The sequence below is a fragment of the Rummeliibacillus sp. SL167 genome, assembly GCF_007896505.1.
Lineage (GTDB): Bacteria > Bacillota > Bacilli > Bacillales_A > Planococcaceae > Rummeliibacillus > Rummeliibacillus suwonensis.
This window is the reverse complement of record NZ_VCBM01000001.1, coordinates 2,416,349-2,438,616: the sequence shown is the minus strand read 5'-3', so window position 1 is coordinate 2,438,616 and position 22,268 is coordinate 2,416,349. Positions and strand designations below refer to the sequence as shown.

Annotated in this window: 17 protein-coding genes; 13 read left to right on the top strand and 4 right to left on the bottom strand. The window is 37.9% G+C overall.

Annotated elements, in window-relative coordinates; all coding sequences use genetic code 11:
- Positions 1 to 263: 263 nt before the first annotated feature.
- From gatC to gatB, 3 genes are read left to right on the top strand one after another with little or no spacing between them, the layout of a single operon-like run.
- Positions 264 to 557: an Asp-tRNA(Asn)/Glu-tRNA(Gln) amidotransferase subunit GatC gene (gene gatC, locus FEZ13_RS10975; protein ID WP_146549824.1), complete on the top strand. Its 294-nt coding sequence runs from the start codon at positions 264 to 266 to the stop codon at positions 555 to 557.
- Between the two features lie 23 nt (positions 558 to 580).
- A complete protein-coding gene (gene gatA / locus FEZ13_RS10970; RefSeq protein ID WP_146552643.1) occupies positions 581 to 2,041 on the top strand; it encodes an Asp-tRNA(Asn)/Glu-tRNA(Gln) amidotransferase subunit GatA in 1,461 nt (486 codons plus the stop codon).
- Between the two features lies 1 nt (position 2,042).
- On the top strand, positions 2,043 to 3,470 hold the full coding sequence (gene gatB, locus FEZ13_RS10965) for an Asp-tRNA(Asn)/Glu-tRNA(Gln) amidotransferase subunit GatB (RefSeq protein WP_146552642.1): 1,428 nt from the start codon (positions 2,043 to 2,045) through the stop codon (positions 3,468 to 3,470).
- Positions 3,471 to 3,509: 39 nt separating this feature from the next.
- On the opposite strand, the gene FEZ13_RS10960 is transcribed toward gatB, so the two are convergent.
- Positions 3,510 to 4,013 (bottom strand): kinase, encoded by a 504-nt coding sequence (locus FEZ13_RS10960; protein WP_146552641.1) that lies wholly within the window; start codon positions 4,011 to 4,013, stop codon positions 3,510 to 3,512.
- Positions 4,014 to 4,427: 414 nt separating this feature from the next.
- Positions 4,428 to 5,576 carry an MFS transporter gene (locus FEZ13_RS10955; RefSeq protein WP_255473105.1) on the bottom strand — a complete coding sequence of 383 codons (1,149 nt, stop codon included), beginning with the start codon at positions 5,574 to 5,576 and terminating at the stop codon, positions 4,428 to 4,430.
- Between the two features lie 146 nt (positions 5,577 to 5,722).
- Here FEZ13_RS10955 and FEZ13_RS10950 point away from each other — a divergent pair, with 146 nt between their 5' ends.
- The 6 genes from FEZ13_RS10950 (at position 5,723) to rlmD (ending at position 13,484) form a co-directional block, all read left to right on the top strand.
- Positions 5,723 to 6,286, top strand: a complete 564-nt coding sequence (locus tag FEZ13_RS10950) for a thioredoxin family protein (RefSeq protein WP_146552639.1) — start codon at positions 5,723 to 5,725, stop codon at positions 6,284 to 6,286.
- Positions 6,287 to 7,536: 1,250 nt separating this feature from the next.
- The gene (locus FEZ13_RS10945; RefSeq protein WP_146549819.1) at positions 7,537 to 8,448 is read left to right on the top strand and encodes a diacylglycerol kinase; all 912 of its coding nucleotides are present in this window, start codon (positions 7,537 to 7,539) and stop codon (positions 8,446 to 8,448) included.
- Between the two features lie 867 nt (positions 8,449 to 9,315).
- Complete coding sequence (locus tag FEZ13_RS10940; protein ID WP_146552638.1) at positions 9,316 to 10,662, top strand: cytochrome ubiquinol oxidase subunit I; 1,347 nt, start codon at positions 9,316 to 9,318, stop codon at positions 10,660 to 10,662.
- On the top strand, positions 10,659 to 11,684 hold the full coding sequence (locus tag FEZ13_RS10935) for a cytochrome d ubiquinol oxidase subunit II (RefSeq protein ID WP_146552637.1): 1,026 nt from the start codon (positions 10,659 to 10,661) through the stop codon (positions 11,682 to 11,684). Before FEZ13_RS10940 ends, FEZ13_RS10935 begins: the two co-directional genes overlap by 4 nt.
- Before the next feature lie 14 nt (positions 11,685 to 11,698).
- Entirely contained in the window at positions 11,699 to 11,809 is a 111-nt protein-coding gene (gene cydS, locus FEZ13_RS20580; protein WP_376752449.1) for a cytochrome bd oxidase small subunit CydS family protein, read from the top strand.
- Between the two features lie 307 nt (positions 11,810 to 12,116).
- Positions 12,117 to 13,484: a 23S rRNA (uracil(1939)-C(5))-methyltransferase RlmD gene (gene rlmD, locus FEZ13_RS10930; protein WP_146552636.1), complete on the top strand. Its 1,368-nt coding sequence runs from the start codon at positions 12,117 to 12,119 to the stop codon at positions 13,482 to 13,484.
- Positions 13,485 to 13,733: 249 nt separating this feature from the next.
- Here rlmD and FEZ13_RS10925 read toward each other — a convergent pair whose 3' ends face one another.
- Both FEZ13_RS10925 and FEZ13_RS10920 read right to left on the bottom strand, forming a co-directional pair.
- Positions 13,734 to 17,060: an Eco57I restriction-modification methylase domain-containing protein gene (locus FEZ13_RS10925; protein WP_146552635.1), complete on the bottom strand. Its 3,327-nt coding sequence runs from the start codon at positions 17,058 to 17,060 to the stop codon at positions 13,734 to 13,736.
- A 703-nt stretch (positions 17,061 to 17,763) separates the two neighbouring features.
- A complete protein-coding gene (locus FEZ13_RS10920; protein ID WP_146552634.1) occupies positions 17,764 to 17,973 on the bottom strand; it encodes a helix-turn-helix domain-containing protein in 210 nt (69 codons plus the stop codon).
- Between the two features lie 165 nt (positions 17,974 to 18,138).
- On the opposite strand from FEZ13_RS10920, the gene FEZ13_RS10915 reads away from it, so the two are divergent.
- The 4 genes from FEZ13_RS10915 (at position 18,139) to FEZ13_RS10900 (ending at position 22,197) form a co-directional block, all read left to right on the top strand.
- Positions 18,139 to 20,058 (top strand): ImmA/IrrE family metallo-endopeptidase, encoded by a 1,920-nt coding sequence (locus FEZ13_RS10915; RefSeq protein ID WP_146552633.1) that lies wholly within the window; start codon positions 18,139 to 18,141, stop codon positions 20,056 to 20,058.
- 225 nt (positions 20,059 to 20,283) lie between these two features.
- Positions 20,284 to 20,466, top strand: a complete 183-nt coding sequence (locus FEZ13_RS10910; RefSeq protein WP_146552632.1) for a hypothetical protein — start codon at positions 20,284 to 20,286, stop codon at positions 20,464 to 20,466.
- Positions 20,433 to 21,791, top strand: coding sequence for a DEAD/DEAH box helicase (locus FEZ13_RS10905; RefSeq protein WP_146552631.1), 1,359 nt, complete (start codon positions 20,433 to 20,435; stop codon positions 21,789 to 21,791). Before FEZ13_RS10910 ends, FEZ13_RS10905 begins: the two co-directional genes overlap by 34 nt.
- On the top strand, positions 21,781 to 22,197 hold the full coding sequence (locus tag FEZ13_RS10900) for a gp33 family protein (protein WP_028306836.1): 417 nt from the start codon (positions 21,781 to 21,783) through the stop codon (positions 22,195 to 22,197). The genes FEZ13_RS10905 and FEZ13_RS10900 overlap by 11 nt, the downstream gene beginning before the upstream one ends.
- Positions 22,198 to 22,268 lie beyond the last annotated feature (71 nt).

The window sequence follows — 22,268 nt, the reverse complement described above, 5'->3', positions numbered from 1 at the left end:
TCTAGATGAACATAAAGGTGAAGAAAAACTCTGCTATGCGAAGTTTCACTTTATGCTGAGAAATTGTATAATTTGTAAAGAGGCAATTTTCTGATTGAATTTTCGATATAATGGAAATTACACAGCCTATTCAATGGTAAAGGAAATCAAACCCTTTGTTTTCTAGTGTTTAGACGCACTTTAGTGAATGGAAGTGTGTTGCACATTTCTTTAGAATAATGATATTATTATCGGTATGGTTATCGATTTCGGAGGTGTGGAAAATGGAGAAACTTTCAAAAGAACAAGTAAAGCACGTAGCGAATCTTGCTAGACTAGCAATTACAGAAGAAGAAGCAGAAAAATTCACTGCTCAACTAGGTGCAATCACTGACTTTGCTGAACAGTTAAATGAACTAGATACAACAAATGTAGAACCTACAACTCACGTATTGCCATTAGTCAATGTATTACGTGAAGACGTGGCAGTTAAAGGTTTAGACCGCGAAGTCATGATGAAAAATGTCAAAGATCAGCAAGATGGCTTAGTCAAAGTACCACCAATCATTACAGAATAAGACTTTAGTAGGGAGGGACAAGCATGTCACTATTTAAAAAATCAGCGGCAGAATTACAAGAGCTATTACATAGCAAAGAGGTCACAATCGCTGACTTAGCGCAAGAAGCCTATAACCGCATTGACGCAGTTGATGGCGAAGTAGGTGCATTTTTAGCATTAAATAAAGAAAAAGCATTAGCACAAGCAAAAGAAATGGATGAAGTACCATTTGAAAAACGTGGTCCACTTTATGGGCTACCTATCGGGATAAAAGACAATATCGTCACAGAAGGATTAGAAACCACTTGTGCTTCTAAAATCCTAGAAGGTTTTAACCCCATTTACAATGCAACAGTTGTAGAGAAGCTAAAAGAAGCTGGCATGGTCACAATTGGTAAGTTGAACATGGATGAATTTGCAATGGGCTCAGCAACTGAAAACTCTGCGATCAAGCCCGTTCATAACCCTTGGAACTTTGCCCATGTACCTGGTGGCTCTTCAGGTGGTTCAGCTGCAGCAGTAGCAGCAGGAGAAGTACCATTCTCATTAGGTTCCGATACAGGTGGTTCCATCCGCCAACCAGCAGCATATTGTGGCGTTGTAGGGATGAAACCTACATATGGCCGCGTATCTCGTTATGGTTTAGTGGCATTCGCATCTTCATTGGACCAAATTGGACCAATCACTCGTAATGTACGCGACAATGCTTTAATCCTCGAAACAATCGCAGGCGTTGATGAGCATGACTCCACTTCAGCAAATGTAGAAGTACCTCACTATGTGGACCAATTAACTGGTGATATCAAAGGTCTTAAAGTGGCTGTACCAAAAGAATATTTAGCAGAAGGCGTTAGTGATGGTGTACGCAAAGTTGTACTAGCTGCCATTGATCAATTGAAAGAGCTAGGTGCTACTGTAGATGAAGTATCACTTCCTCACTCTAAATATGCTTTAGCCGCATACTATATCCTATCTTCTTCCGAAGCTTCATCTAACCTATCACGTTTTGATGGTATCCGTTACGGTTATCAAGCGAAAGCATCGAATTTAGATGAACTTTATACGAAAACACGTGCAGAAGGCTTTGGAGATGAAGTAAAACGTCGTATCATGCTCGGTACTTATTCATTATCAGCAGGTACTTATGATGCTTATTATAAAAAAGCGCAACAAGTTCGTACTTTGATCAAACAAGACTTCGATCAAGTATTTGAAAAATATGATGTCATTGTTGGTCCAACAACACCAACTACTGCATTTAAACTTGGTGAAAATATCGATGATCCAATGACTGTTTATGCAAATGACATCTTAACTGTTCCGATCAACCTAGCTGGTGTTCCTGCTATTTCAATTCCATGTGGTTTTGATAATGGTCTTCCAGTGGGTCTACAAATTATTGGTAAATACTTCGAGGAAGGCACAGTTTACCGTGTAGCAGATGTATTTGAACAAGCTACAGACTTCCACGAAAAAACACCTCAAACATGGGAGGTAAAATAATATGAACTACGAAACAGTCATCGGTTTAGAAGTACACGTTGAGTTGAAAACAAAATCTAAAATTTTCTCTCCATCTCCAAACCAATTTGGTTCTGAACCGAATACCAATACTTCCGTCATTGACCTTGGCTACCCAGGTGTACTTCCTGTTGTCAATAAAGAAGTTGTCAATTATGGTATGCGTGCAGCGCTAGCATTGAACATGCATATCAACAAACAGACGAAATTCGACCGTAAAAACTATTTCTACCCTGATAATCCGAAAGCTTATCAAATTTCACAATTCGACAAACCAATTGGTGAGCATGGTTGGATTGAGATCGAAGTTGGCGAAGAAAAGAAACGTATCGGTATTACTCGTATCCACATGGAAGAAGATGCCGGTAAACTATTCCACGGTAAAAATTCTTCTTTAATAGACTTTAACCGTCAAGGTACACCACTTCTTGAAATTGTATCTGAACCAGATATGCGCACGCCAGAAGAAGCTTATGCTTACCTTGAAAAACTAAAAGCGATCATCCAATATACAGGTGTTTCAGATGTACGTATGGAAGAAGGGTCATTACGTTGTGATGCCAACATTTCTATTCGTCCTTATGGTCAAAAAGAATTTGGTGTTAAAACAGAGCTTAAAAACTTAAACTCATTCAGTTTCGTACGTAAAGGTCTTGAATACGAAGAACAACGTCAAGCGGCTGTATTAAATGCTGGGGGCGAAATCAAACAAGAAACACGTCGTTTCGATGAAAAGACGGGTAAAACGATTCTTATGCGTGTCAAAGAAGGAACAGATGATTATCGCTACTTCCCAGAACCAGACTTAGTGGATATCGTGATTGATGATGAATGGTTAGAACGCGAAAAAGCATTGATTCCAGAACTTCCTGATGCTCGTAAAGAAAGATATGTTTCTGAATTCGGTCTACCAGCATATGATGCGCATGTATTAACACTTTCTAAAGAAACAGCTGACTTTTTTGAAGCAACTGTAGCGACAGGAGCAGATGCGAAATTATCATCTAACTGGTTAATGGGGGAAGTTTCAGCTTACTTAAATGCTGAACAAAAAGAGCTTTCAGAAACAGCCCTTACACCAGAAGGTCTTGGCGGTATGATTAAATTAATCAGTGCCGGTACAATTTCTTCTAAAATTGCGAAAAAAGTATTCAAAGAGCTTGTAACAAACGGTGGCGATGCAGAAAAGATCGTTAAAGAAAAAGGCCTTGTTCAAATTTCAGATGAAGGGGCTCTTCTTAAAATGGTTACAGAGGTTTTGGATAACAATGCACAATCTATCGAAGACTTCAAAAACGGTAAAGACCGTGCAATTGGCTACCTAGTGGGACAAATTATGAAAGCTTCTCGTGGACAAGCAAACCCACAATTAGTCAACAAACTTCTTTTACAAGAAATCCAAAAACGTTAATCAACATCACTTAGAAATAGAGTCAACCTTTTGTTGGCTCTATTTTTTATGGCTTAATTGACGATAAATGATGGCAAGGATCTCTTCTTTCGACATGTCATTTGTAAAAGAAGTTTCACCTTTGGTACCTAAATAATCGTTAGGATTCCACCAACTGTGCAATTCTTCGTAACCGAATTCCTTTGCCTTTTCACGAGAATTGTGCCTTTTCACGGTTTCTTCGAAAGACAAATTGAAATAATAGATAAACGCTTTATGATCAAAATATTCAATGAGTGAACGCAGCATTTCTCCATATATATTTTGGGCTAATATTCCTTCAACAATAACGTATGCACAATTTCCTTTACCATATTTAGCAATCGTACTCATTAAATCAATAGATAGATTCCCATCTCTATCATGGACTTTCAACATATCACGCCGGATAACATCCTGTGAAACAAGTAGATTTCCTCGTCCAAATTCTTTTTGTAGAGCCTTTGCGATTGTTGTTTTGCCACTTCCTAAATTTCCTCTTAAAATAATCAATTTTGAATCCATAGTAACCTCCTTTCATGAGGCAAATGAAGATTCAATCTAGCTAATTTCTATAATAAGGGATGAAGCGCTGCTGTGTGGAGTTTTGCTTAAAAATAGATAGTTTTTCAGGTGTATTGCTTAAATAAGGATTAGATATAATCGTACAGGCGTGTTGATTATCCAATTTAATCCATGAAAATAGGGGGATTCGTTGATTACAGCGAAGGCTTGCTCGCTTTCCTGCGGGCGAATGCTGGGGGCAACATCGTGTTGACCCGAGGCGATTGAAGCCAAGCCCGTGGAAAGCGCCGTCTGTAGCGGAACCAAAATTTCTGAATATTAATTTTCATGTTGATTTGAAATTTTGTGTTTTTTATCTGAATTTTGCATTATGAAATTGATTCATTTAATAATTTTTAAATTTAATATCAGTTATTATACAGAATTTCTTTTCTTTTGTTGAAGTAATAAACTGATGCCGAATACCCCTGCGGTAAAGGAAATAGCCGCGATGGTGTAATAGAATATATGACCACCAAATACATGATAAAGAAATCCGCCGAGTGAGGAAGAAATAATTCCAGAAATTCCAAAGAACAATAATGCTAAAACTGTTTGACCAGTTGCTCTCCATTCTCGAGGAACAATCTGATATAAATATTGAATGGCAGCTGTGTAATAGATAGGAAAAGTGAACATTTGCAGAATTTGAATAATTGCTAGTAAAACCGGATCTTCTACTAAACCCGATAAGAAAAAGCGAAGTGCATAAAAGAAGATCGCAATCGTTATAATCAGTAACTCTTTTCCTTGACGCAGCCATAGGTAACTTAAAGCAAATACGATGATTTCACTAGCGGCTGAGATAAAAAATGCCATCCCGACTAATGAAGTATCTCCACCCAAGTTATTGATATGGATACCTAAAAACGTATCATTCATACGCGCTGGTATGGAGCTAGCGAAAATTAAAAGCAAGAATAAAATCATTTGCTTATTGGTTAAAACTTTTTTCAGACCATCTATCGTTACCGGTCTAGAAGAAGTAGGAGCATCAGGCAATTTCCACATGATGATGAAACAAACAATACCAAGAAACACAAAAAGAATGGAAACACTATTCATCCCAAACCATTTCATCACATAACCAACGATTAATGATAAGACCGCATACCCTAGTGCACCATATGTACGAACAGAACCATAACTTGTTCCTGAAGCTTCAGTCATTGTATAGTTTAAGCTTTCCGTTAAAGGATCAAGAGGCATCAGGAAAAAGTAAACAAGCATAGCTGTAAAAACCAATAACCAAAAGCTCTCCATATTAAATAAAATAAAACCACAGACAGCAGCTAGAAGGATTAATAGAAGCATGACTTTTCGCAACGTTTTTGTCTTATCGCTAATCAGTCCCCATAAAGGTTGTGCAATGATCGTTATAAACCCACCTGCTCCAATAACTAGACCAACTTCACTCGTGGTGAAGCCCTGTTCCTTCAAGAATACAGGCAAGAATGGAATGAAAAGAGCCAGTAAACCAAAGAACAAAAAGTTGTGTGCTTTTAATAGAATTTGAACTTTCAACAGATTTCATCCCTTCCTTAATTTCATTGAATAATATTACAGAATTATAGAGGAACAAACAAATGACTGAATTTTTCCTCATTTCATATCCCATTTTTGCGAAAAGAAATGAAACCCTTTACACTGATGAAAGGAGGGATTTGAATATGAAGACGGAGCAACAATATTTTCATGAAGGCTTACCAATCAAAAGCTATATGGACCAAATGAAAGTGCATAAGGATGAAAGTTTTAACGTTTATCAGAATTTCAAGCTACCATATGATGAAAATTTTATCTCTCTATTGAGTGAAAGAAGACCACATATTTTAGTCATTACAGAAGAATGGTGTGGAGATGCAATGATGAATAATGCAGTTCTGCGCCAGATTGCAGAAAGAGCGGATATAGAAGTAAGAGTCGTATTGCGCGATCAAAATATAGAATTGATCGACCGATATTTAACAAATGGAGGACGTTCCATTCCAATCTACATTTTACTGGATCATCAAGGAAATGTTATCGGTAAATGGGGACCGCGTGCACCACGGCTTCAAGAATATGTGGTGAAAAGAATGAGTGAATTACCAAACAAGGATGATCCTGCATTTGCAGAGAAACAACAAGCACTATTTTCGAGTATTACAAGAGAAAACGCAACGAATGAACAGTTCTGGGGTTGGGTTTATGAAGACATTAGCAGAGCCCTCATTTTAGCCCTTTCACAATAAGGAGATTTGCAGAACGTAGCTATTTCGGTATAAAATAGATGAAGATGAAGCCTTAGGCGGATGTCACGGATTTTGAAAAAAGCTTAATTTAGACTGTTGACATTTATGGATCGTTTATTTGAGATGATACACGTGTTTTATGCTGCAAAAGCAGAGCGGCAGCCGCAAATGTTTCAGTCACGGAAACGAGGTGACAGTAGCACATGTTTTATGTATGAAAGCGGAGTAAAGTTACAGGTGTTTTAATGAGCGACAGTCGCAGATGTTTTTGATGACGAGAACGAAGTGGCAGTCACAGATATTTTTACGTGAAAGCGAAGCGACAGTCGCAGATGTTTTTGATGACGAGAACGAAGTGGCAGTCACAGATATTTTTACGTGAAAGCGAAGCGACAGTCGCAGATGTTTTTGATGGCGAGAACGAAGTGGCAGTCACAGATATTTTTACGTGAAAGTGAAGCAACAATCGCAAATGCTTTTGAAAACGAAAGCGAAGCGCTAACCACAGTGATTAACAGACTTACTTTTAAGTATGATTTAAAATCCTGACACAATTACACTGGGGTGTAATTGATAAATCGAACGAATTCTATATATGGCTGCCTCTATGTGTGTAAAATGAGACAGCTTGTTTTCTGCTTTTATCCCGCGTTAACGGGCAGTAAGACCCCCACCTCAAGGTTTAGAGAGAAACGAGAAAGATAGGTGGGGGGATCAACTGCCCGTAAAAGCCCGATTGGTTTAGCTAACCATCAGTGGGGGATGAAGAAAACCCCCACTGATGGAAGCTTCACTTTATAAAAGTACTATTCAATTTAATGATCAATAAAAAGTAATAGCGTCATCAAACGTGTTGATTAGGGGGAAAATAGGATCTATATTTGCTATAGTTTTCCAAGAATCATGTATTTTTAGCTCCATTTGCATAGATTGTCGGAGGCTTACTCGAGTCCTCGGAAATACCTGCGCATTTCCTTCGTGCGGTGTGGATTCAGGAAGCAAATTCAATGTCCCGCGGGATAGCGAGCAAGTCGGAGCGAAAATCAACAATTACCCTACCATTTATAGATTGAATTGGATAATCAAAACATCGGGGCAGTATCCTTTAGCATAGATAAGCTTTATTTAATAGTGACTGTGGGACAATGAAAGCCCTTTATTTTGATTCACTTTATCAAAAAAAGCAGGAACTATTTCCTAAAGAATTCGTTATTATATAGTTAGAATAACTAGAGTAGGAAGGTAAAACAATGAAGCGAGCACGTATCATTTATAATCCTACTTCAGGTCGTGAGATTTTCAAAAAACATTTACCTGAAGTATTAGCAAAGCTAGAAGTTGCAGGGTATGAAACATCTTGTCATGCGACAACATGTGCCGGAGATGCAACTACTGCTGCCAAAGATGCAGTAAAAAGAGAATTTGATATTATCATCGCTGTAGGTGGTGATGGCACTCTAAATGAAGTCGTTTCAGGGGTAAGTGAATTTGAAAAAAGGCCTAAAATTGGATTAATCCCAATGGGAACTACAAATGATTTTGCCCGTGCAGTCCATATTCCACGTGATATTGAAAAAGCAGTTGATATTATTATTGCAGGGAATAGCATCCCTGTAGATGTTGGTCGTGTAAACAATGATCGCTATTTTATCAATATAGCTGGCGGCGGTAGAATTACAGAACTAACATACGAAGTCCCAAGTAGATTAAAAACAGTACTAGGACAACTTGCTTACTATTTAAAGGGAATCGAAATGCTGCCATCTATCAAAGCCACGAAAATGCGTATTGAATTTGACGATCAAGTATTTGATGATGAAGCGATGATGGTATTAATTGCTTTAACCAATTCAGTGGGTGGATTTGAAAAGCTTGCGCCAGATGCAAGCTTAAATGATGGACTATTTTCAGTCTTTATCCTAAAAAAATGCAATGTAGCGGATTTCGTCAAAATCGTAACTTTAGCGAGCCGTGGAGAACATATGAAAGACCCTCATATTATTTATACAAAAGCGAGTAAGCTAAAGATTACATCAGATGAAAAGGTACAATTGAATTTAGACGGCGAATATGGTGGAGATGCACCAGCCGAATTTGAAAATCTAAAATGTCATATTGAATTGTTCGCACCTATTGATGAAATAAGAGGAATCGATCAATAATAAATCTAATATCTTGCTTAAAAAGCTAGAAAGTGTAAAAGCACACTCTCTAGCTTTTTTTAATTTTTAGGCGTTATTCAAATTTACTATAGGCAACTGAAAAACTATAGTATCACTTTTTTACAGGCGTGTTGATGATCCAATTTAATCCATGAAAATAGGGGAATTTGTTGATTACAGCGAAGGCTTGCACGACTCATGCGGGCGAATGCTGAGGGCAACAGGATGTTGGTCACGGAATCGTTGCCACAGGACGTGGCGCACTACAATTCCGTTCCTTCAATCGCTTCGCTGCGGGGTCTCATCTATTCGCTTTTCCCGCGGGAGCAAGCCACAGCGAAGATCTATATAAATGGTCCTAAAAAATGCAGAGTTCTTCAAAAACTATGCCAAACAGACATCTCCAATTTTTATCAAATTAACACGCGTGTAAAAGTCCATCTTTTCTTTCATTTGAATGAAGAAGGTTCATTTTTAGAGTTGAATGGACTTTTTTAATAATCCAATTGCGGTTAGTTTTCGCTACAAGAGAATATAGAGAAGGTATTCCATTTTATCATCTAAAAACAACAATGCACATGATAAATCCTATTTTTAGAAAAAAGTCGAAATTATTCTACATTATCACGGTAAAAACTGAGCATACTAAGCTTATATGATTGAATGTTTAGTTTTTATTAAAAAAGCAATCGTCATCTCATGTATTCACGAATCATTTCATATAACAAGAAGGACATGGCTGTTAAAGGAGAAACCATATTGTACAAAAAACAAGAAAAAATGCTGATATGGATTAGCTTTATCGTCGCGGGCATTATGCTGCTATCAATACTAGGAAGAATGATTGGACACTAAGGAGGTTTAACAATGGTTAATGAGCATGCGGTTTTTTTTAGCCGCCTTCTAACAGAGCTTACTTTAACATTTCACATTATTTACGCCACAATTGGTGTCGGTGTTCCACTGATGATCATGATTGCTCAGTGGATAGGGATCAAAAAGAATGATGAGCATTACATTCTATTGGCTAGAAGAATGACAAGAGGATTTGTGATTACGGTAGCCGTCGGAGTTGTCACCGGGACAGCAATCGGCTTGCAGCTGTCACTATTATGGCCAAATTTTATGCAACTAGCCGGTAATATTATTGCGTTGCCTCTTTTTATGGAAACATTCGCTTTCTTTTTTGAAGCCATTTTTCTAGGAATTTATTTATATACATGGGACCGCTTTAAAGACCAAAAGAAACACTTCCTGCTTTTAATACCAGTCGCTATTGGTGCATCGGTATCCGCTATTTTCATCACTATTGTGAATGCTTTTATGAATGCTCCTCGAGGATTTGATGTCGTTGATGGTCAAATCGTCAATATCCAACCGATCATTGCTATGTTCAACCCAGCTATGCCGACAAAGGTCGGACATGTGCTATTAACAGCCTATATGACATCAGCATTTGTGCTAGCTTCAATCGCTGCTTTCCGGATGTTGAAGGGCTCTAAACATATCTATTATAAAAAGTCCTTGTATTTATTTATGAAACTAGGATTGGTCTTTTCGATCGGCACTGCCATCGTTGGGGATTTTTCTGCCAAATATCTGGTCGAATATCAACCGGAAAAACTAGCCGCTGCAGAGTGGCACTTTGAAACTGAAAAAGGTGCGTCATTATTAGTATTTGGTCTAAGGGATGGGGAAGATGTGAAATATGCCATTCGAATACCATACGCTTTAAGCTTATTAGCGCATAATGATCCCTTTGCTGAAGTAACAGGTTTAAATGAGTTTCCAGAGGATGAAACGCCACCACTCTATATTCACTTCTTATTCGATTTGATGGTGATGATTGGTTTCTTCATGGTAGGTGTATCTGCCATTTATGTGATTGGAAAGTTAAGAAGATGGCGCTTTATCCATTCCAGATGGTTTAGATGGGTGGTCGTAGCTGGTGGACCACTATCGATGATTGCTATTGAAGCTGGTTGGTGGCTTGCAGAAGTTGGTCGTCAGCCATGGATCTTAGTACATTATATGAAGGTAGCGGAAGCAGCTACTTCGAGTGATCATGTAGATTTAATGTTATTGATATTCTGTATCGTTTATCTCATCTTAGGAATCGGAAGTGTCGTTGTGCTTCGCCGCATGTTTAAAAGAAATCCTATCGAAAAAGAAATTGCAGATCGTCATGCTGAAAAAGGTGGTGGTATCTCATGAGTTTGGAAGTGCTAGGCATCTCCGTATTATGGCTATTCTTATTCGGCTATGTCATCATCGGTTCAATCGATTTTGGCGCAGGTTTTTTCAATGCATACAGTCTGATCACTGGAAGAAATCACATTTTAACCAATATCATTCAACGTTATTTATCACCCGTATGGGAAATCACGAATGTCTTTTTAGTATTTTTCTTCGTAGGAATTGTCGGTTTCTTTCCCAAAACCGCTTTCTTTTATGGCACCACTTTACTCGTACCTGCTAGTATTGCACTTGTGTTACTCGCCATTCGAGGGAGCTATTATGCATTTGAGTCATATGGTTCGAGGGGGCATAAAGGGTATTCGTTCATGTATGGTGTATCGGGACTATTAATCCCCGCGGCATTATCGGTGGTATTGACAATCTCTGAAGGAGGGTTTGTCACCGTTATTGATGATCGACCTGTATTAGATTATGGTGCGCTGTTTACGAGCTCACTTACGTGGAGTATCGTTGTGCTAGCACTAGCGGCTGTTCTTTATATTTCCGCCACATTTCTTACTTGGTATGCCAATAAAGCGGGCGATTCGGCGGCCACCAGTTTATTGCGAAAATATGCATTGATTTGGGCATTCCCTTTAGTTATCGCAGTGATCGGGATTATGGTGGAGCTAAGAAAGCACAATATTGAGCATTATAATAGAATGATTGACTTTTGGTATTTATTTGCTATTTCCGCAGTGATGTTTGTAGTAACAGTTTGGTGTATCGCTATGAAACGACATTATGGAGTGGCCTTGTGGCTATTGATCGGTCAATTTGCATTTGCTTTCTTTGGCTATGGCATTTCGCATTATCCATACTTACTGTACCCATTCCTCACATTATACGATTCGTTTACAAATCAAGCGATGGCCATTGCCTTAGTCGTTGCCTTTGTTCTGGGACTGTTATTACTCATTCCATCTTTGTATTTAGTGCTGAAATTATTCCTATTTAACAAAGATTATGTAAGAGGGAAAAAAGATCATCACGCGTAAGGAGGAAAAGCCAAATGGAAAGATTTCTGATTTTCTATGCACCGTTTATCGTAGTAATTGTCGCCATTGTCATTGGCTTTTATGTCGCTTCTAGAGATAGCGCTGTTACAAGGAATGAAAAATAAATAAAGTGAAGCTTCCATCAGTGGGGTTTTCTTCCTCCCCACTGCAATAGAGGAACTCAGGTTAACAGCGCTACGTCCTGTGGCAATATCTGAGAAACTAACATCCTGCCCACTTAAACCAGTCAGACTTTTACGGACAGTTGATCCCCCATCTATCTTCTCGTTTTTCTCTAAATCTTGAGGTGGGGGTCTTACTGTCCGTTCAAGCGGGATAAATAAAATGAAATCCAAGGGCAATAGGGGCTCTTGGATTTTTTCTTTGCTTGCGTCATGATACAATAGAAGGACTGAAACGGAGGATGCACGAATGACAGCACCAGTAAAGAAAAATGACCAATTATCGGTTGATATAGAAGATTTAACACATGACGGCGCGGGTGTCGCCAAAGTAGATGGCTACCCACTTTTTATCCAAGGTGGACTGCCTGATGAAAAAGCAAAAGTCCATGTCTTAAAAACATTAAAAAATTATGGTTTTGCCAAAATTGTGGAAATTGAAGTGGCTTCACCAGATCGAGTAGATGCCCCATGTCCCGTATTTTCACAATGTGGTGGTTGCCAGCTGCAACATCTTTCTTATAAGGCACAGCTAAAATGGAAGGAAAAAATGGTTTGCGATGTCATGAAGCGCATCGGCAAAATAGATGCACCTGTTCATCCGGTAAAAGGAATGGACAACCCTTGGCACTATCGAAACAAAGCACAAATCCCATTCGGTTTGAACGGGGATGCACCCATTGCAGGTTTTTATAAAACAAAATCCCATGCCATCGTCGACACAGACCGCTGTCTGATTCAAACACCAGAGGCAGATGCCATTTTAGCAGGCTTAAAACCACGTCTTTGGAAATTAGGCATCAAACCATACAACGAGCAAACGAAACAAGGGATGCTACGCCACGTAGTTGTCAGAAAAGCTCGAGCAACTGGTGAAGTGATGGTCGTTTTAGTCACAAAAAAACGCAAATTCCCACAAGCAGAGGAAGCGATTGCCCTTATTCGTAAGCTTGTCCCAAATGTAACATCGATCATGCAGAATATTAATCCTGAAACCACAAATGTTATTTTTGGCAATGAAACCATCCATCTGTGGGGACAAGACACGATTGAAGATCATATCGGTGGTGTTCGCTTTGAAATTTCAGCCCGATCCTTTTATCAAGTCAACCCCATTCAAACAGAGGTCTTATACAAACAAGCCCTTGATTATGCGCAACTAACAGGCAAAGAAACCGTGATCGATGCCTACTGTGGAATCGGCACCATCTCACTCTTCATGGCGAAAAAAGCAAAATACGTCATGGGTGTCGAAATCGTCCCGCAAGCCATCGAAGACGCCAAACGCAACACCAAACTAAACGGATTAGACAATACTTATTTTGAAGCAGGTCCAGCCGAAGAAGTCATCCCGCGCTGGTACAAAGAAGGCAAAAACGCAGACGTCTTGATGGTCGACCCACCAAGAAAAGGCTGCGACGAATCCCTATTGAAAACCATTTTAGAACAGCGTCCAAACCGCATTGTTTACGTCTCCTGCAACCCAGCAACACTAGCAAGAGACTTGCGGATTTTAGAAGACGGTGGTTATAAGACACAGGAAGTACAGCCAGTGGATATGTTTCCGCATACCGGGCATGTTGAGACGGTAGTATTGATGTCAACGGTGGATAAATAGAGGGCTGAAAGTACCTGCAAATAAAAGGGTTTCCAGACATTGAACTTTTCTTTTGGCTGTTTAGCCTGAAGTGTCAATGTAAGGAAACCCTTATTTTTATTGTTTGCGGGAACATATCAACTGCCATGAAAATATAGAGTTGAGTTACCAGATTAGATAACCGCCTTCTTTACAGGGGGTTGAGGAGACAGATTGGTTGTATAATTTGATTTCGCAGCATCATGTATCATAGCCATTATTATATATTTATTATGTCTCTTCCCAATTTGTGGTAAATAGAGTGTGAACTATATCGTTAAGCTCATTTTCATACTTTCTAATAAGTGTACTGTTTCTTGGTTGCTTTTTCATCTCCAAGTGTATATCTTTAGAGATTCTTGCAATGTCAGTATGCAACTTATTCTTAGAGCTATATTGGGGAATAGCCAAATATTTTAATACATCAATACCTCTATTAGTTGAGATAGCATAGCCATCAATAACATTTCTAACATTTGGTGAATTTAAGATACCTGAAACATAGTATGCCTCAAGTTCATCATATACAGCAAGCATGAGAACTTTAGAATCAACAACAATCGGTTTATCATTATCAAATAATTCTAAATCAGCGTTTGGAATAGATTCATAATATGAGCTTACTGTTACAGCAGACATACTTCCTGTTTGTTCTTTCCAAAGGACTTTATAGGGTGAAAAAGTATATTCTCCTACATTATCTAATCTGTAAAATGGCTGAGTCTCGGGATTATAAAACTTACCATTTTGAATTCTACTTGCTAATAATTCTTCACGATAGTAATCTAACCATTCTATGGTTAGTGGAGCAAGAAGCTCTAATTCTTCTTCGGGTATCCCATATTTATATGTTGAAGAGTGAGGTACCAGCATAAACTCATTAGATTTTACAGCCCATCTTTCGATATTTCTCCCACCTAGCATTGGATAGACATAATCACTTTCAATTATTCCTTTATGAACCCCTTTTGCTAAAATGTCCTTTCTTCTCTGGCGAGAAATATCGTTCTCAATTTCTAATAATCCCTCCTTGGTTCTTTTGGGCTTTTTTAGAATATAGACCCCTTTTGCCCCTGCAGGTTCAATCCCTTTTCTACCTCTATAATATCTAGGTTTTGAGCTATCAAGAATATGGTTAGCAAAATTCATATCGGGTAAAGTTAACCAGGCAGATTGTATATCAGAAGGATCTACAGGCTGTGCATTCATGTTTTCATAAGTTAATCGAGGTAGTACATCAAGCCACTTTTCATGGGAATCAATTACTGATTTTCTACCCACTTGTGTCCATACTCTATAATTTGATAATGGGTACTTCATAGGGGTACCTTTTTTAAACTTTACAGCAACCGTAGGTATGGTAAAGAGTCTAACATTAGAAAAATCATCAACACGTTCTATAGAGAAAGGAACATTTTGACTATTTCGAACAATTGATAGCTTTCTAAAACCTTCTCCACCTTTAGTTGACTTTAAAAATGAAGCTGGCAATAAAAAAACCATATCACCTCCAACTTTAAGATATTGATCTATGGCAACATACGTAACAGCCATACCAAAATCATCATGAGTTGTTTTTTTATCATAGGCATTTTTTTCGAAGATACCATAGCTTTGCCAAACTTCTAAAGTTCCTTCACGATAACTTTTGCTCATTGATTTCCAAGCTATCCATGGTGGATTACCTACTACGAAATCAAATTTATCCCCAATCATTATTGGAGCAAAACTATTCCTTAAGATGATAGGCCAGAAAGAATCTTTTCCACCTCTATGAAGAACATATAGCCGATCAAATAACTTTTTAATTATATCTTTGCTTGAATCCTCAATTAACCCCAATCTTATAACTTTATTCCAGAAACGATTAAAGTTTGGTTTTTCATGTATCGCCAAGCTAAGCTGTTTTAAGAATTCACTAGCGTCACAATATTTCTTGAATTTTGGTATTTCAAACTCTCCGATAGATGTCTGAATAACAAGTGTATCATCGTTTTCTTCAGAGTATACAACTGGAGATAGAATAGAATCCGCAATATATATTGGAATGCTTACCGGCTCTTCAAAATTACTTTCAATCTCATCAAAATATGCAGAGAATATAATTAATATAAAGTTCGCTTTTGCTGAAACTACTGATATTGGATTTATATCAAAACCAACTAAATTATGTGTTATTTTTTGAATATCCTCATAGGTTAGCTTTCCACCGCATTTACTAATAATTCTTTTAAGAGCCTGTGTCAGGAAAGTACCTGAACCGCAGGTTGGATCTATTAAAGTTTTGTCGATGCTTCCATCATAACCAACCATATTAAGCGCATGTTCTACAATCCAATCTGGAGAAAAATATTCACCCATTAAATGACGCATTTCTGGTGGAATTAATTCCATGTACACTTCTTGAAGAATGTCCTGTACTTCCTCAGGCTTTAATACATATGTTCCTAAATCAAAATTACTAATTAATTCAAGGGTTCTATTAATTAGATCTACCTCGAAACTACTATCTGAATATGTGAACCATTCAAGGAAGTGGGCTTCAAAGAAATTGTTTATAATCTTATTTTCTTCCTCGTCGTTTCCGTCAAAAAGCAAGTCTATCTGAGCCTTATCAAGTACAGTTTTTGTTGTGAATGCTGGACTAATAAGTTCAGAAAGGAATGAATAAATCAAAAGCTTAAGGAAAATATTAAAAAAGGTTTGCATTGAGAAAAGGTACATTTTGCTGTTTAATTCAAAACTTTCTTCGAATCCATAAGCTTCTTTAATAGCGGGAGATACAGCATTAAATTCAGTAGCTTCTGCATCCTCGCCATACATAACTCCAAACACTCTATCCCATTCGTTATAAAGTGTTCTAATTCGATCACTCCCACTTAAGTCGTTAATATTGTAATCAAGTTCATTGTAAATGGACTTGATACTCTCTCGTACAAACGGGCTTTTTGTATTGATTAAGGCCAAAAGATTCTTTTTTGTCAGTGCAATTTTATTTTGTTGCTTAAGTAATAATACCAATTTCCTTAAACCAGAATCGAAATCTTTTACTTCATAATGGAACTGAATGTTCAATTCTGGAAGATCGCCGATGGTTGTTTTTGAAGTATCGAGTTTTGTTTTTTTAGGTGATTTAATAAATCTGGCAAAAATAAATGTCTTACCATCAAATCCAACGCCAATATTGTTGGTTATTTTTTGTGTGATAGTATCAACATCATCATTTCTAGTAATGCCTGAATCACTTATAATGTAATCATATAACCCATGATCGTTTTGGTTCTTTCTTCCGTATAGAGCTTCATCGATTCCTGCCATTGAATCAAAATAGCCATATTTTTTATATTCGAATGATATATTCTGGAATGTTGCATCAGTTCTGCCTCCAGATAATAATCGATTCTCGCTGCTATATTGGTTTGCTCTAAGTGGATTTACAACTCTTAAAATTGGCTTTATGATATCTGAATGGAAGTTGATTTTTACATCGTCTTCATTCTTAAAAGTGTTACTGAGAAAGTTATTCTTTAATTCTATTAAATTTAAATTTTTTGTCATGCATATCCTCCCTTTTAAGTGCTTAATAAAAGTATATCCAATTTTTATATAAGCGTCAATGAAAACTCATTGGTCAATGCGATATTTAGGAGTTTTTTGGGTAAAATTCGCTAAAAATAACTCATTGGTCAAATAGATTTCGGTTTTTTACATAGTGGCACTATAATCATTATGTAGCTAATGTTATGATAAAATAATATCATGTGAATTATCAATTGAGGTGCTCTGAAGGTACATGAAGTTTCTTTAGATTTTTTAAATCGAAAAGAATGAATATTATAAAAGTTTCTTGAAAGAACATGCATCAAGATATGGCAAACCGTATTTATAGTATATATAAATCTGCATCATTCAGTTGCACTCTTAAATTATTCATTAAAATTATTGAGGGGGAGTTTTAAAGTCGGCAATCGTCTATTTACAGATTATATTCCAAGCAGGTTTAGTAATGGTTCTACTCAGTCATAGAAAAAAGCAAAATTGTGAGAACTAAATTGTTGATGATGAAGATATTGAAAAAAATGATAGAGTATCTTGAACAATACAAAAATTACATATATGAGGCTCTTGCTACATTTTAAACGGTGCAATTTGCTCGACAAGCATAGTGAAAACACTAATAAGGAGGTGGCGATTGCCACTCGAATATCAAATATATTAATGAAAGGTGGAGAAGCATGGTAAAAAGAAATCTAAAATCAAATTAGTTTTTATCATCAATAATTTCCATAATATCTGAAATATCACACTTTAATGCCTTGCAAATCTTTACAAGCACATCAGTTGTTACGTTTTCGTTTTTTCCGAGTTTTGCCATAGAAGATGTACTAATACCAGCCGCTTCTCTTAAATCTTTCTTTTTCATATCTTTATCAATTAAGAGTTTCCATAGTTTTTTATAGCTTACGGCCATAATTGTCACCTCGCCTTGTAATATAAAGAATATCATAAAGCTGGTTAAAACACAACAAAAATTTGAGTTCGCAAATTAATTATTGTGTTTTTCGCAATTTATGCTATAATTTACATAAGGAAATATTTGGTCTGAAATGATGAAATGTAATCAGGGAGGTACGGTATGGCAAGTGTCAGCTCGTTCAGAGATGTTATTGCAAATATGTATTATAATGATCTCTTTAACGAATTGTCCGAGTATATAGAGGACAACCCGGATAAGCTTGAATCCAACTCATATCGTGTGCAATCACCGGATGAAGCAGCATTATCCGATTTTGACATCATAATGATAGACATAACTGACTCGCCAGGTAACAGTATTTTATTTGACGTAATTGTTTCTGCCGAAGTTGAAATTGCAGAAACAGTACGAAGGAATCGCGAGACTGATGGTATAGAACAATGGTTCCGTATCTCCTGTAAAGCTGACCTTGATGACGGGATTCAGAATTTTCAAATCAACTCTGTTTCAATATACAACAAGTACAGAGAAAGCAAATTAGGCCGACTGTCTGAGTATCTAGTGCCAATTATAGAAAAGGAACAGTTTGACGATGTTGCTACCGATTTTCTAAGTGAATTTTGCCCGGAAGCATTAAGTACTCCTATACCTATTCCGGTAGACGAAGTAGTGAAAAGAATGGGGCTTAAGGTTAAGGAAATCCAGTTAACAAAGCATTTCACTATATTCGGTCAAATAGTTTTTGGAGATTGTACGATAGAATATTACGACAGAAATGAAAGAGCATATAAGCCTTTGGAAGTTTCAAGAGGAACAATTCTCGTGGATCCTAATGTGTATTTCATGCGAAACATAGGGTGCATGAACAATACCATTATTCATGAGTGTGTTCACTGGTATAAGCATAGAAAATACCATGAGTTAGTTAAGACATATAACAGCGATGCTTTACTCATAAGCTGCAGAGTAAACGAAACAACTAAATACAAAAAGCAATGGACGCCAGAAGACTGGATGGAATGGCATGCTAACGGAATAGCACCTCGCATCCTTATGCCTAAATCAATGACCATTAAAAAGATTGAGGAGCTAATTAAAAAGAATGAGCTCCTTTTTGGTACTCACGACAGGCTAAATATAATGGAAAATGTCGTGTATGAATTAGCTGACTTCTTCCAGGTGTCAAGGATAGCAGCCAAAATAAGGATGCTTGACCTTGGATATAAGGAAGTTGAAGGTGTATATACCTACGTAGATGACCATTTTATCAGCAATTATTCATTTAAGGCGGACTCATTACATAAGAATCAAACATACAGTATTAGCCTAAGCGATTCCTTTTTTGAATACTATGCAAATCCGGAATTCGCAAAGATTATAGACAGCGGTAATTTTATTTATGTTGATGGTCATTACGTTATTAACGACTCCAAATACATTAAAAAGTTAGAAAATGGAAGCATTGATCTTACAGACTATGCAAAACTGCATGTAGATGAATGCTGCCTTCTGTTTGATTTAAAATTAAATAAAGCCTCAAAAATGGACATTGTAGTATACCTCGATTCTATAATGTTCCGTAAAGCTACACCGGATTATAACAGAGTGCCGACATTTAATCCGGACAAGCATAATATGGAAGTATTTAATCGTTCAGAAGAGCTAAAGAAATTTCACGAAGAACTCGTCGAAGAAAGTCAGCATTTGAGCCGTACAACCCAGACATTTTCCCAAGCGGTATATGGACATATCAAAAGAAAAGGTTACAATAAGGTTGTTTTTATAGAAAAGACTTTGCTTTCAGGAAAAACATATGACAGAATAAAAAACAACGAACTTAACAATCCAACTTTAGAAACTGTTGTTGCAATCTGCATCGGATTGGAGCTAAGCCCTACATATAGTGAAGAGATATTAAGGCTTGCCGGCTATACTCTCAATAACACCCCACAACAATTGGCATATAAAAAGCTGATTCATTCGTACAGAGGACATACAATATATGAATGTAATGAAGTTTTGGAAGCCTTGGGGCTTTCCCCTCTTTGTGCAAAGGCATATAAAGAAATGATAAGTTAAAAAATTGTTGGACTTCTGAAGTCCAACTTTTTTTTTTATTATAAACAGGTTATAATACTGAGATTTTCAGCCATTATGCAAAAAAGGTGCAAGAACCTTACTGCATAATGGCTATTTTTTTGCCTAAAACATGGACTTTAGATGTCCAGACAGGCTTTAGCAATTCGAGTAGCATTGAGTCAGAGAGTTGGCCAACCCTCAAAATTGAAGGATGGAGGATATAAGATGCAAGACTCTTTGAACAATGCAAAAGCGCAGCAAATAATTCCAATGCCCATAAAGGGCAGACCATACAAGCATCAAATTCGTGCTTTCAATTTCATCTGTAGTCTATTTGGACTTTTGAAGGGTGGTGGTTTTCCTACCATTTCCGGATGGGGTGCAGCGCTCCTGATGGAAATGGGCTGAACAGCACCGGAAAAACGCTTGTCTCAATCGCCATTATAGGAGCATTGCTTGCTGCAGGAAGAATAAAACGTGTGCTGATTGTTGCGCCACTTTCCATTCTGGGAGTGTGGGAAGACGAGTTTAAACGGTTCGCAGATTTCCCATATCAGCTTATAGTCCTTAATGGCATGATTCAAAAGAAAATCCAACAGCTAAGATTTTTAACTGGCGAAGGTGTCCATGTGGTGGTAGTCAACTACGAATCTGCATGGAGAATGGAAAAGGAACTGGCAAACTGGCATCCTGACATTATCATCGCCGATGAAGGACATAAAATTAAAACTCATAATACAGCGGTTTCAAAAGCAATGCACCGATTGGGCTTGCTTGCCCAGTATCGGCTCCTACTGACAGGAACGGTTATAACCAACAAAGCCATAGATGTATTCAGCCAGTACAAGTTTCTTGATCCTCGTATCTTTGGAAATAGCTTCTATGCATTCCGAAACCGGTATTTCAACATGGTTGGCTATGGCAACCATACGCCAGTGCTGAAAAAATCAATGGAACAGGATTTGATGAAAAGGATTCACAGCATTGCATTCCGGGCGACCAAAGCGGAGTGTCTGGATTTGCCGGAAACCACCGATATTATTCGCCATATTGAGCTTGAGCCTGTCACTTTAAAGAAATATAAAGAGCTTGTCAAACAAAGCTATACTGAGCTGTCAGCAGGAGAAGTAACAGCTACAAACATACTGACACGCTTGCTTCGTCTTTCGCAATTAACCGGCGGCTTCATCGGAAGCGATGACGGTGGGAAAATCGAGCAAGTCAGTGATGCCAAGTTGAAAGCTCTTGAAGATATCCTTGAAAGCAGTATTCAAGAAGGACATAAGCTGGTTGTCATAGCAAGGTTTATCCCTGAAATTCATGCTATATGCAGGTTGCTGGAGAAAAAGAACATCGGCTATGCGTGTATTTATGGTGCGACTAAGGATCGCCAAGAACAAGTAAACCGGTTTCAATGTGATCCCGACTGCATGGTGTTTGTAGGCCAGATTGCAACCGCTGGACTCGGTATTACGCTGACTGCTGCAAGCACAATGGTATTTTACTCCCTTGATTATTCCATGTCGAATTTCGAGCAGACAAAGGCCCGCATCCATAGAGTTGGACAAAAGAATGGCTGCACATATATCTACCTTATTGCCAAGGGTACTGTGGATTCAAAAATCCTGACTGCCCTACGCAATAAGGCAGATCTTGCAAAAATGCTGATAGACGACTACCGCAAAGGAGCAAATCCTTTTGCCCCAGAGGGAGGTGAAAGCTATGAGCGATAATGCGATGTTTGAACTTGCTGACCGTCTTAAGGAGCTTCGCGATGCAAAAAAGGCCGCGGAAGAGGAACTGAAAAGCATTAATGCAGAGATTGACGATGTTGAATACCGCCTGTCTGAGCTGATGATCAGCAGTGAGACGCAAAACTTCACAAGAGCAGGAACAATGTTCTGCCTTTCAACGACAACAAGAGCCAGTGCTGCCGCAGGTATGAAGGAGGAACTGTTTGACGCACTACGCAGTAAAGGCTTTGGAGAACTCATCTATGAAACAGTCAATGCAAATTCCCTGTCAGCATTTGTTAAAGAACAGATTGCGGAGAATGGGGACGAGCTTCCGGACTGGCTGAAAGGCCTTGTGAATGTCTTCGAAAAGACAACAGTAACTGTGCGGAAAGCAGCAAGGTAAATAGCTTCAGAAAGCAATGCTCCAATATCAATGTTCAAGGAATAACTGTTCGAAGAACAATGCTTCAAAGA